Genomic DNA, 10862 nt, shown 5'->3' with positions numbered 1-10862 from the left:
CGACTCTTCAGATTATCAATCACTTCCCCGAGATCCAGCCCCTGGTCCTGCAGCAGCACCAGCAGGTGATACATCAGGTCCGACGCCTCATTCTTCAGCTCGAAGCGGTCGTTCACGGTGGCGGCCAGCGCGGTCTCCACGCCTTCTTCCCCCACTTTCTGCGCAATACGCTTGGTGCCGCTGGCATACAGCTTCGCCGTATAGGAGCTCTCCGGGTCGGCGTGTTTACGCTCGGCCAGCAGCTGCTCCAGCTGATAGAGGAACAGCCACTGGTGGCCGGTTTCGCCGAAGCAGCTGGTGGTGCCTTTGTGGCAGGTCGGCCCGATCGGGTTTACCAGCACCAGCAGCGTATCGTTGTCACAGTCCGGCGTGATGCTCACTACATTGAGGACATGGCCCGAGGTTTCACCCTTGGTCCACAGCCGCTGCTTGGTGCGCGAGTAAAAGGTGACCTTGCCGGTGGCTTCGGTTTTCTCCAGCGCCTCCTTGTTCATGTAGCCGTGCATCAGCACTTCGCCGGATACGGCGTGCTGCACGATGGCCGGCATCATGCCGTCCGTTTTTTCCCAGTCCAGCTGTTCAGTCAACATACCCTTATCTCCACGCCCTGTGCCGCCAGGTACGCTTTCAGTTCGCCAATATTAATAATCTGTTTGTGGAATACCGAGGCCGCCAGCGCGCCGTCAACGTCGGCGTCGCGGAAGGCTTCGAGGAAGTGTTCCATAGTGCCCGCGCCGCCGGAGGCGATCAGCGGGACGTGGCACACCGCGCGAACCTTCGCCAGCTGCTGCAGGTCGTAACCGTTGCGCACCCCGTCCTGGTTCATCATATTGAGAACGATCTCGCCTGCGCCGCGCTTCTGCACTTCCTCCACCCAGTCGAGGGTTTCCCACTGCGTCACCCGGGTGCGGCTCTCGTCGCCGGTATACTGGTTGACGTGATACTTGCCGGTCTCTGCATCAAACCAGGTATCAATCCCCACCACGATACACTGCACGCCAAAGCGGTCGGCAAGGCGGGTGATCAGCGTCGGGTCGGCGAGAGCAGGGGAGTTAATCGAGATCTTATCGGCGCCGAAGGAGAGGATCTGCGCCGCGTCTTCCAGCGACTTGATCCCGCCCGCCACGCAGAAAGGAATATCGATTACTTCCGCCACGCGCGACACCCAGCTCTTGTCGACCACCCGACCGTCGCTGGAGGCGGTGATATCATAGAACACCAGTTCGTCGGCCCCTTCGTCGGCATAGCGCTTGGCCAGCGGGACGATGTCGCCAATGATCTCGTGATTACGGAACTGCACGCCTTTCACTACCTGGCCGTCGCGGACGTCGAGGCAGGGGATTATCCGTTTTGCCAGCATTGAATGGCCTCCGTTACGTTGAATTTACCTTCCAGCAGCGCGCGGCCGACAATCACGCCGCGCACCCCGGTGCCGCGCAGGGCGGCAATATCATTGAGATCGCCGATGCCGCCGGATGACTGAAACGCCACCTGCGGGTAGCGGGCGCAGACTTCCTCGTACAGCGAGACGTTAGAGCCTGCCAGCGTGCCGTCGCGGGAGATATCGGTGCACAGCACGTGCTGCAGGCCGACCGGCAGATAACTTTCCACCAGCTCCTCCAGCGTCACGCCGGAGTTTTCCTGCCAGCCGCTGACCGCCACCTGCTTATTGCCGTCGGCGTCGATACGCACGTCGAGGGCCAGCACCAGCCGTTCTGGGCCAAAGCGTTTAAACCAGCCTTTCACTTCTTCCGGGGACTTCACCGCGGTGGAGCCGACCACCACGCGGGCGACGCCGGCCTCAAGCAGGGCCGCGACATCCGCTTCGGTCCGCACGCCGCCGCCGACCTGCACCGGGACGTCAACCCCGGCGACCAGCGATTTCAGCAGCGGGATCTGGCGCTTCGCCGGATCCTTCGCCCCGGTCAGGTCGACCAGGTGCAGGACTTCCGCCCCCTGAGCGGCATAGGCCTGCAGGCGCGGCAGCGGATCGCTGCCATAGTCGCGCTGCTGGCCGTAATCGCCCTGATGGAGACGAACGACGGTGCCGTCGATTAAATCTAAAGCAGGAATAATCATCACATCTCCAGGAAGTTTTTCAGCAGCTGCGCCCCGGCGCTCCCGGAGCGCTCCGGGTGAAACTGCACGCCATAGAAGTTATCTTTCTGCACCGCGGCGGTGAACGCCTCGCCGTAATTGCACTGGGCGATGGTGTACGGGTTGACCGGCATGGCGTAGCTGTGCACGAAGTAGAAATACGCGCCTTCTTCAATGCCGCGGAACAGCCGATCGCCAGCTTTGGCATACACCCGGTTCCAGCCCATGTGCGGCAATGGCAGACCGTGGTCGGTCATCTTCGGCACCGCTTCTTCGATAATGCCCAGCAGATCGACGCCGTTGTTCTCCTCGCTGCGCTTGCCAAGCAGCTGCATGCCCAGGCAAATCCCCAGCACCGGCTGGGTACAGGCTTTGATCAGGTCGATCAGATCCCGGTCGCGCAGCTGATCCATCGCCGCCTGGGCGGTGCCGACGCCGGGAAGAAACAGTTTATCGGCACGCAATACCACTTCCGGATCGCGGCTGACCACCGGCTCATAGCCGTGGCGGCCAATCGCCGATTTCACCGAATTGAGGTTGGCGCAGCCGGTATCAAGGATCACCACATTCATTACAGCACCCCTTTGGAAGACGGCAGGGCATCGCCCTGGACGCGGATCGCCTGGCGCAGCGTACGGCCAAAGGCTTTGAACAGGCTCTCCACGCGGTGGTGATCGTTCTTGCCCTTGGTTTTCAGGTGCAGGGTCACCGCCATGGTGTAGGAGAGCGAGCGGAAGAAGTGTTCCACCATCTCGGTGCTCAGATCGCCGACGCGCTGATAGGTGAAGTCCGCCTTATACTCCAGGTGCGGACGGCCGGAGATATCCAGCGCGCAGCGGGCAAGACACTCGTCCATCGGCAGCACGAAGCCGAAGCGATTGATGCCGCGCTTGTCGCCAAGGGCCAGCTTCAGGGCTTCGCCGAGGGCCAGGCCGGTATCTTCCACCGTGTGGTGATCGTCGATGTACAGATCGCCGCCGACGTTAACCTCCATGCGGAAGCCGCCGTGGGTGGCGATTTGGTCGAGCATATGGTCAAAAAAGCCGACGCCGGTGTGGATCTTGCTGCCGCCTTCGCGGTCCAGCCACACTTTCACATCCACCTGGGTCTCTTTGGTGATGCGCTCGACGTGGGCATAGCGGTCGCGGCGGGTCAGCTGCTCGCAGATGGTCGGCCAGTCGAGCGTCTCGCGGTCATAACGCAGACCGGTAATTCCCATGTTATCCGCCAGCTCAAGGTCGGTGGCCCGGTCGCCAATCACATAGCTGTGGGATTTATCCAGCACGCCCTCTTCCAGCCACGGCAGCACCAGCTGCGTTTTTGGCTTGCGGCAGGCGCAGTTGTCGCCCGGGAAGTGCGGACAAATCAGCACCTCTTCAAAGTTAACGCCCTGCGAGGCGAAGATCTGCATCATCAGGTTGTGCGGGCCATCAAACGCTTCCTGCGGCAGACTGTCGGTTCCCAGGCCATCCTGATTGGTGATCATCACCAGCTTATAGCCTTCCTGCTGCAGCTTAAGCAGCGCCGGGATCACCTGCGGCTCAAACGCCAGCTTGTCGAACCGGTCCACCTGGAAATCCTCCGGCGGTTCGGAAATCAGGGTGCCGTCACGGTCAATAAAGAGATACTTCTGGGTCATACATTCTCCGCAGTCAAGGCGTCAATCACGCGCTGGCTCTCGGCACGGGTACCGATAGTGATACGCAAACAGCCGCTTAATGAAGGTTGTTTATTCTGGTCACGTAAGATAATGCCCTGATCCCACAAAGATTTAAACACTGCGCTGGAGGCGGTTATCCGCGCCAGCACATAGTTGGTCTCGGAATCGAAGACCTGCTCCACGCAGGCGATGCCGCGCAGCTGTTCCACCAGGTAGCGGCGCTCGTCAAGGATCTGCGCCACGCGCTGGCGCATCGCGGCGATCCCCTCCGGGCTCAGGGCCTGGGCGGCGATATCGGCCACCGGCGTGGAGAGCGGGTACGGGGCGATCACTTTCAGCAGCACGTTGATCACCTCGGCGTTGGCGAGGGTGAAGCCGCAGCGCAGGCCGGCGAGGGCGAAGGCTTTGGACAGCGTGCGCAGCACCACCAGGTGCGGATAGTCGCTGAGCCAGCCGGCCAGCGTCGCCTGCGGGCAGAATTCAATATAGGCTTCGTCGGCCACCACGATGGCTTTGCCGCGGGTCATCTCCAGCAGGTCGCGCATCGACTGCGGGTCGATAATCTGCCCGGTCGGGTTGTTCGGGCTGCAGACGAAGACCACCTTCACGCCGTCCAGCCGCGCTTCGATGCCCGGCAGGTCGAGCTGCCAGTCGGCCAGCGTCGGCACGGTGCGGCACTCGACGCCGATGGTCTCGGCGCTGACGCTGTACATGCCGTAGGTCGGCGGGCAGTAGAGCACCGCGTCTTCGCCGGGCTCACAGAAGGCGCGGATCAGCAGCTCGATGCCTTCGTCGGCGCCGCGGCTGACCAGCACCTGCTCCGGTTTGACCTCGGCGTAGCGGGCGTAGCTCTCAATCACGGCCTTCGGCTGCGGCTCCGGATAGCGGTTCAGCGTCTGTTCGGTAAGCTGGAAGGCTACGGCGGTAGGGAATTCGTTGGCGTTGAGCCAGACGTCGCCTTTGCCGCCCAGCCGGCGAGCGGATTGATACGGGGTCAGCGCGCGGACGTTGGCGCGGGCTAAATCTTCAATGCTCATGCTTGCTCCTTCAGGGCGGCAACGCGCAGCGTTACGGCGTTTTTGTGGGCGTCAAGGCGCTCGGCGGCGGCCAGGATCTCAATCGTTGAGGCGAGGGCGGCAAAGCCGTCGCGCGACAGCTCCTGCACGGTCATCCGCTTCTGGAAGTCGGCCAGGCCGAGGCTTGAGCAGGTGGCGGTGTAACCATAGGTCGGCAGGACGTGGTTGGTGCCCGAGGCGTAGTCGCCCGCGGATTCCGGTGACCAGTCGCCAAGGAAAACGGAACCGGCGCTGGTGATGCTGTCCACCAGCTCGCGGGCCTGACGGGTCTGAATGATCAGGTGCTCCGGGCCGTACTGGTTGGAGATAGCCACGCACTGCGCCAGATCGCGAGCCACGATGATCCGGCTGGCGGAGAGCGCCACGCGGGCGGTTTCCGCGCGCGGCAGGGCGGCCAGCTGGCGTTCAACCGCCTCGGCGACACGGCTGCCCATCCCGGCGTCCGGGGTCAGGAGGATCACCTGCGAGTCCGGGCCGTGTTCCGCCTGCGACAGCAGGTCGGAGGCAACAAAATCCGGGTTAGCGCCGCTGTCGGCGATGACCAGCACTTCCGACGGGCCGGCCGGCATGTCGATGGCTGCGCCGTCCAGACGCTGGCTGACCTGGCGTTTGGCTTCCGTGACGTAAGCGTTGCCCGGGCCAAAGATTTTATCCACCTTCGGCACCGACTCGGTACCGAGGGCGAGGGCGGCGATGGCCTGGGCGCCGCCGACGTTAAAGATGGTTTTTACGCCGCACAGCTGTGCGGCATAGAGGATCTCATCGGCAATCGGCGGCGGCGAGCAGAGCACCACCTGCTGACAGCCGGCGATGCGCGCCGGCGTCGCCAGCATCAGCACCGTGGAGAACAGCGGCGCTGAGCCGCCGGGAATGTACAGTCCGACGGAGGCGATAGGGCGGGTGACCTGCTGGCAGCGCACCCCCGGCAGCGTTTCGACATCCACCGCCTGCAGCTGTTGCGCGTTGTGGAAGGTCTCGATGTTTTTCACCGCCACCGCCATCGCCTGCTTCAGCTCATCGCTGAGGCGCTCGCCGGCGGCGGCGATCTCCGCCTCGCTCACCTGCAGCGCGGCGACGGTGGTTTTATCAAACTTCGCGCTGTATTCGCGCAGCGCCGCGTCGCCGTTGGCTTTGACGTTGTTCAGGATCTCCGTCACCGTTTTACTGATGCTGTCGGAGGCGGAAATCGCCGGGCGCGTTAAGAGTTGCTGTTGTTGGTCTGCGCTACAGCCGTTCCAGTCGATGATTGTGTTGAAGCTCATGATTGTATTCCCCTGTGTGTCCCGTGACCGGCTGGCCGATTACTCCATCATTTTCTCAATCGGCAGCACCAGAATGGAGCTGGCGCCCAGCGCCTTCAGTTTTTCCATGGTCTCCCAGAACAGGGTTTCGCTGCTGACCATGTGCATCGCCACGCGCTGCTTGTCGCCTGCCAGCGGCAGAATAGTCGGCCGCTCGGCGCCCGGCAGCAGGGCAACCACTTCTTCCAGGCGTTCGGTCGGGGCGTGCATCATGATGTATTTCGACTCGCGGGCCTGAATCACGCCCTGAATACGGGTCAGCAGGCGGTCAATCAGCTGCTGTTTGGCGTCGGCCATTTCGCCGTCGCGCTGGATCAGACAGGCTTTGGAGCGGTAGATCACTTCCACTTCGCGCAGGCCGTTGGCTTCCAGAGTGGCGCCGGTGGAGACGAGGTCGCAAATGGCGTCGGCGAGGCCGGCGCGCGGCGCCACTTCCACGGAGCCGTTCAGCAGACAGGATTTAAAGGAGATACCTTTTTGATCGAGGTAGCGCTTCAGCAGGTGCGGGTAAGAGGTGGCGATACGTTTGCCGTCCAGCGCCGCCGGGCCGTTCCAGGCTTCATCCACCGGAGTCGCCAGCGACAGGCGGCAGCCGCCGAAGTCGAGACGGCGCAGGGTGAAGTAGCGCGGGTCTTCGCCCTGGGCGCGGCGGCTGAGCAGCTCTTCTTCCAGCACGTTTTCGCCGATAATGCCGAGGTCGACAACACCGTCCATCACCAGGCCCGGGATATCGTCATCACGCACGCGCAGAATATCGATTGGCATATTTTCCGCCAGCGCAATCAGACGCTGGGTGTGCAAATTGACTTTAATGCCGCAGCGGCTGAGTAATTCGCGTGAATCTTCGCTTAAACGGCCTGATTTCTGAATAGCTATGCGTAAACGGGTGTTGTCTAACATTGTTCTTTTCCTCTGAATACCTGTCTGAATCTGTCCGAATTTGGTCCAAAAAAAAGCCCCCGGAAGTGAATCTTCCGGGGGCTCTCTGCGCGTTCATGCACCACTGGAAGATCCAAACGTCTTCCAGCACACATCGCCTGAAAGACTAGTCAGGATGATGGTGATGATGGTGGTGTTTAAATTGAACGCGGTTCATAAAAATTCTCTGTGAATGACTATGCATTTGATGTCCTTTAACCTAAACCACTTCCGCCGCAGAAAGCAAGGGCTTTTTTCTATCATTAATTCATTTCATATTGAGCGAAGAAATTGTCAGTTGCCGCTGGCTGGCGTAGCCTGTAATCAGCACAGCGAAAGAGTCAGGAGCCTGGGATGAAAAAGGTCGCGATAGTCGGTTTGGGATGGCTGGGGATGCCGCTGGCGCTGTCGTTGACGGCGCGAGGCTGGCAGGTCACCGGCAGTAAAACTACGCAGGATGGCGTGGAGGCGGCGCGGATGTGCGGGATCGACAGCTATCCGCTGCGCCTGGAGCCGCAGCTGGTCTGTGATACCGAGGACCTCGACGCGCTGATGAACGTCGATGCGCTGGTGATCACCCTGCCGGCCCGGCGTACCGGGGCAGGGGAAGGGTTTTATCTACAGGCGGTGCAGGAGATCGTCGATACCGCGCTGGCTTACCATATTCCGCGGATCGTCTTCACCAGCTCCACCTCGGTGTATGGCAACGTCAACGGTACGGTGAAGGAGAATTCCCCGCGTCTGCCGCAAACCGCCAGCGGACAGGTGCTCAAGGAGCTGGAGGACTGGCTGCACAACCTGCCGGGGACATCGGTGGATATTCTGCGCCTGGCCGGGCTGGTGGGGCCTTCCCGCCATCCGGGGCGTTTTTTTGCCGGCAAGTCGGCGCCGGATGGCCAGCACGTGGTCAATCTGGTGCATTTGCAGGATGTGGTGGCCGCTATCGAACTGCTGCTGCAGGCCCCGAAGGGCGGGCACATCTATAATCTATGTGCGCCCCGCCATCCGGCGCGCGGCCTCTTTTATCCGCAGATGGCCCGCGAGCTCGGTCTGCCGCCGCCGGTGTTCAGCGACAGCCCGGACGGCGGCCAGGGCAAGATTGTGGATGGCAATCGTATCTGCAATGAGCTGGGGTTTGAGTACCAGTACCCCGATCCGCTGGTGATGCCGATGGAGTGATCCGCCAGCGGTGATTCGCATACCGTAAGGGGGTAGCGATGAAACCACTGCTGGATGTCCTCGTGATCCTGGATGCCCTGGAAAAAGAGGGGAGCTTTGCCGCCGCGTCGGCAAAGCTCTTTAAAACGCCCTCGGCGCTGAGCTACACCATTCACCGCCTGGAAAGCGATCTCAATATTCAACTGCTCGACCGCAGCGGCCATCGCGCGCGCTTTACCCCCAGCGGACAGATGCTGCTGGAGAAAGGGCGGGAGGTGCTGCATATCGCCCGCGAACTGGAGAACCGGGCGGTTAAGCTGCAGCAGGGGTGGGAGAATAGCCTTCGTCTGGCGGTGGACAGCACCTTTCCCGTGGCGCTGCTCTCGCCGCCAATCGCTGCATTTTATCAACAACAGCCGCTGACCCGGCTGCACTTCACGCTGAACCCCTCCCTGCTGGACTGGCGGCCGCTGACTGACGGGCAGGCCGATCTGCTGCTGGGGGCGCTCGGCGAACCGCCGCCGCTGAGCGGTTATGACTATCTCCCCCTCGGCGAGCTGGAGCTGCTGCTGGTCGTTGCCCCACAGCATCCGCTGGCGCGACACCGCGCACCGCTAAGCTGGCGAACCCTGCGCCGTTACCGGGCGGTGGCCACCGGCGAGGGCGGGGCGCTACTCAGCGATCAGGAGACCCTGACGGTGTGTGACGCCGCGGGGCAGCTGGCGCTGCTGCGCCTGGGGCTGGGCTGGGGGTGCCTGCCGCGCTATCAGGTGCAGGGTCTGCTGGACAGCGGCGAGCTGGTCTGCATGACCGTGCGCGGGTTATCGCCTCGTCAACGCGCGTGGATCGCCTGGAATGACGCCACCTGCGGTTTGGCTGGCAAATGGTGGCGGGAAACGCTATTAGCAAATAGTGCTATTTTTACAATTTATCATACGGAAACCGTATAGATATTAGCACGTTAAAAATTATGCTTACGCAATGAACTTCATAACATCTTGTCAACGCCGTTGAATTTGTTGCAAAATATGCGGCCTGAAAACCAGAGACTAGCCGACGCTTTTTTTTAAAGTGTCGGTTATTTTTTTGGTCGAAAGACACATCATTCAATACCAAGAGGCCGGGCTTCGTACCGGATAGATATTTACTAAAAACCGACAGTCGTTGTCGCTGAGGAATAGAAAGAAATGGGGCAATTTTTTGCTTACGCGCTGGCGTTCACCGTAAAAGGGGATAACTATGTCGCATAACGCTACTCCAAATACCTCTCGCGTGGAATTACGTAAAACGCTTACGTTAGTTCCGGTTGTAATGATGGGCCTGGCCTATATGCAGCCGATGACGCTGTTCGATACGTTTGGTATCGTCTCTGGTATGACCGACGGTCACGTGCCGACGGCCTACGCCTTTGCGTTAATCGCTATCCTGTTTACTGCCCTGAGCTATGGCAAGCTGGTACGTCGTTACCCTTCTGCCGGCTCGGCGTATACCTATGCGCAGAAATCCATCAGCCCGACCGTTGGCTTTATGGTGGGTTGGTCCTCGCTGCTCGACTACCTGTTCGCGCCGATGATCAACATTCTGCTGGCGAAAATCTATTTTGAAGCGCTGGTGCCTTCGATTCCGTCGTGGGTGTTTGTTATCGCGCTGGTCGCCTTTATGACCGCCTTTAACCTGCGCAGCATTAAATCCGTGGCCAACTTCAACACCGTGATCGTGGTGCTGCAGGTGGTGCTGATTGCCGTTATCCTCGGCATGGTGATTTATGGCGTGTTTGAAGGCGAGGGCGCCGGTACGCTGGCCAGCAGCCGTCCGTTCTGGTCCGGTGACGCGCACGTGATCCCGATGATTACCGGGGCGACGATCCTGTGCTTCTCGTTTACCGGTTTCGACGGCATCAGCAACCTGTCGGAAGAGACCAAAGATGCAGAGCGCGTCATCCCGCGCGCGATCTTCCTGACCGCGCTGATCGGCGGCCTGATCTTCATCTTTGCCACCTACTTCCTGCAGCTGTACTTCCCGGATATCTCGCGCTTTAAAGATCCGGATGCGTCACAGCCGGAAATTATGCTCTACGTGGCAGGTAAAGCCTTCCAGGTTGGCGCGCTGATCTTCTCCACCATCACCGTACTGGCGTCCGGTATGGCGGCGCACGCTGGCGTGGCGCGTCTGATGTACGTTATGGGCCGCGACGGCGTGTTCCCGAAAAGCTTCTTCGGCTACGTGCACCCGACCTGGCGCACTCCGGCGATGAACATCATCCTGGTCGGCGCGATTGCGCTGCTGGCGATTAACTTCGACCTGGTGATGGCGACGGCGCTGATTAACTTTGGTGCGCTGGTGGCGTTTACCTTCGTTAACCTGTCGGTGATTTCCCAGTTCTGGATCCGTGAGAAGCGCAACAAGACGCTGAAAGACCACTTCCAGTATCTGTTCCTGCCGATGTGCGGCGCCCTGACCGTTGGCGCGCTGTGGGTCAACCTGGAAGAGAGCTCGATGATTCTGGGCCTGATCTGGGCCGGTATCGGTCTGGTCTATCTGGCCTGCGTGACCAAAAGCTTCCGCAACCCGGTGCCGCAGTACGAAGATGTGGCGTAAGGCGTAGCGTGATGTGATTGAGAAAAGCCGGAGGGAAACCTCCGGCTTTTTTTT

General features: G+C 60.7%; 13 protein-coding genes and 1 other annotated feature. Of the genes, 4 read left to right on the top strand and 9 right to left on the bottom strand.

Translation table 11 applies throughout. The features are described 5' to 3' along the window. From hisIE to hisL, 9 genes are all read right to left on the bottom strand, one after another. On the bottom strand, positions 1 to 590 hold a 590-nt coding region (hisIE, locus tag VZP09_RS12560; RefSeq protein ID WP_328795179.1), incomplete at its 3' end, for a bifunctional phosphoribosyl-AMP cyclohydrolase/phosphoribosyl-ATP diphosphatase HisIE. Continuing rightward, positions 584 to 1360: an imidazole glycerol phosphate synthase subunit HisF gene (hisF, locus tag VZP09_RS12555; RefSeq protein ID WP_004180497.1), complete on the bottom strand. Its 777-nt coding sequence runs from the start codon at positions 1358 to 1360 to the stop codon at positions 584 to 586. The genes hisIE and hisF, both read right to left, overlap by 7 nt. Then, on the bottom strand, positions 1342 to 2079 hold the full coding sequence (hisA, locus tag VZP09_RS12550) for a 1-(5-phosphoribosyl)-5-[(5-phosphoribosylamino)methylideneamino]imidazole-4-carboxamide isomerase (RefSeq protein WP_004175272.1): 738 nt from the start codon (positions 2077 to 2079) through the stop codon (positions 1342 to 1344). The genes hisF and hisA overlap by 19 nt, the downstream gene beginning before the upstream one ends. Then, positions 2079 to 2669, bottom strand: coding sequence for an imidazole glycerol phosphate synthase subunit HisH (hisH, locus tag VZP09_RS12545; protein WP_114263967.1), 591 nt, complete (start codon positions 2667 to 2669; stop codon positions 2079 to 2081). Before hisH ends, hisA begins: the two co-directional genes overlap by 1 nt. Further along, positions 2669 to 3736: a bifunctional histidinol-phosphatase/imidazoleglycerol-phosphate dehydratase HisB gene (gene hisB / locus VZP09_RS12540; protein ID WP_004200371.1), complete on the bottom strand. Its 1068-nt coding sequence runs from the start codon at positions 3734 to 3736 to the stop codon at positions 2669 to 2671. The genes hisH and hisB overlap by 1 nt, the downstream gene beginning before the upstream one ends. After that, entirely contained in the window at positions 3733 to 4794 is a 1062-nt protein-coding gene (hisC, locus tag VZP09_RS12535; protein ID WP_004149000.1) for a histidinol-phosphate transaminase, read from the bottom strand. The genes hisB and hisC overlap by 4 nt, the downstream gene beginning before the upstream one ends. Next, on the bottom strand, positions 4791 to 6095 hold the full coding sequence (gene hisD, locus VZP09_RS12530; protein ID WP_004184783.1) for a histidinol dehydrogenase: 1305 nt from the start codon (positions 6093 to 6095) through the stop codon (positions 4791 to 4793). The genes hisC and hisD overlap by 4 nt, the downstream gene beginning before the upstream one ends. Positions 6096 to 6134: 39 nt before the next feature. After that, entirely contained in the window at positions 6135 to 7034 is a 900-nt protein-coding gene (gene hisG, locus VZP09_RS12525; protein ID WP_002912152.1) for an ATP phosphoribosyltransferase, read from the bottom strand. 47 nt (positions 7035 to 7081) lie between these two features. Continuing rightward, positions 7082 to 7204 (bottom strand) — a sequence feature (His leader region). Beyond that, a complete protein-coding gene (gene hisL / locus VZP09_RS12520; RefSeq protein WP_004899375.1) occupies positions 7180 to 7230 on the bottom strand; it encodes a his operon leader peptide in 51 nt (16 codons plus the stop codon). (Overlaps the previous feature by 25 nt.) A gap of 176 nt (positions 7231 to 7406) precedes the next feature. On the opposite strand from hisL, the gene VZP09_RS12515 reads away from it, so the two are divergent. From VZP09_RS12515 to plaP, 4 genes are all read left to right on the top strand, one after another. Next, entirely contained in the window at positions 7407 to 8231 is an 825-nt protein-coding gene (locus VZP09_RS12515; protein ID WP_004152513.1) for an SDR family oxidoreductase, read from the top strand. Positions 8232 to 8269: 38 nt separating this feature from the next. After that, on the top strand, positions 8270 to 9160 hold the full coding sequence (locus VZP09_RS12510; protein WP_004184781.1) for a LysR family transcriptional regulator: 891 nt from the start codon (positions 8270 to 8272) through the stop codon (positions 9158 to 9160). 237 nt (positions 9161 to 9397) lie between these two features. Next, the gene (yoeI, locus tag VZP09_RS24860; RefSeq protein WP_096335043.1) at positions 9398 to 9460 is read left to right on the top strand and encodes a membrane protein YoeI; all 63 of its coding nucleotides are present in this window, start codon (positions 9398 to 9400) and stop codon (positions 9458 to 9460) included. Then, complete coding sequence (gene plaP / locus VZP09_RS12505) at positions 9450 to 10808, top strand: putrescine/proton symporter PlaP (protein WP_004148994.1); 1359 nt, start codon at positions 9450 to 9452, stop codon at positions 10806 to 10808. Before yoeI ends, plaP begins: the two co-directional genes overlap by 11 nt. The last annotated feature ends 54 nt before the right edge of the window (positions 10809 to 10862 follow it).

The sequence above is a fragment of the Klebsiella sp. EMBS2024 genome, assembly GCF_036233805.1.
In the GTDB taxonomy this organism is placed as follows: Bacteria; Pseudomonadota; Gammaproteobacteria; order Enterobacterales; family Enterobacteriaceae; genus Klebsiella; species Klebsiella pneumoniae.
The sequence above is the reverse complement of the archived record's forward strand: the minus strand, read 5'-3'. Positions and strand labels throughout refer to the sequence as shown.

Bases quoted from the DNA above. Each gene is read 5' to 3' on its own strand.
- hisG (WP_002912152.1), bottom strand. From the start codon at position 7,034: ATGTTAGACAACACCCGTTTACGCATAGCTATTCAGAAATCAGGCCGT.
- hisC (WP_004149000.1), bottom strand. From the start codon at position 4,794: ATGAGCATTGAAGATTTAGCCCGCGCCAACGTCCGCGCGCTGACCCCG.
- plaP (WP_004148994.1), top strand. From the start codon at position 9,450: ATGTCGCATAACGCTACTCCAAATACCTCTCGCGTGGAATTACGTAAA.
- VZP09_RS12515 (WP_004152513.1), top strand. From the start codon at position 7,407: ATGAAAAAGGTCGCGATAGTCGGTTTGGGATGGCTGGGGATGCCGCTG.
- VZP09_RS12510 (WP_004184781.1), top strand. From the start codon at position 8,270: ATGAAACCACTGCTGGATGTCCTCGTGATCCTGGATGCCCTGGAAAAA.
- hisD (WP_004184783.1), bottom strand. From the start codon at position 6,095: ATGAGCTTCAACACAATCATCGACTGGAACGGCTGTAGCGCAGACCAA.
- hisB (WP_004200371.1), bottom strand. From the start codon at position 3,736: ATGACCCAGAAGTATCTCTTTATTGACCGTGACGGCACCCTGATTTCC.
- hisA (WP_004175272.1), bottom strand. From the start codon at position 2,079: ATGATTATTCCTGCTTTAGATTTAATCGACGGCACCGTCGTTCGTCTC.
- hisH (WP_114263967.1), bottom strand. From the start codon at position 2,669: ATGAATGTGGTGATCCTTGATACCGGCTGCGCCAACCTCAATTCGGTG.
- hisF (WP_004180497.1), bottom strand. From the start codon at position 1,360: ATGCTGGCAAAACGGATAATCCCCTGCCTCGACGTCCGCGACGGCCAG.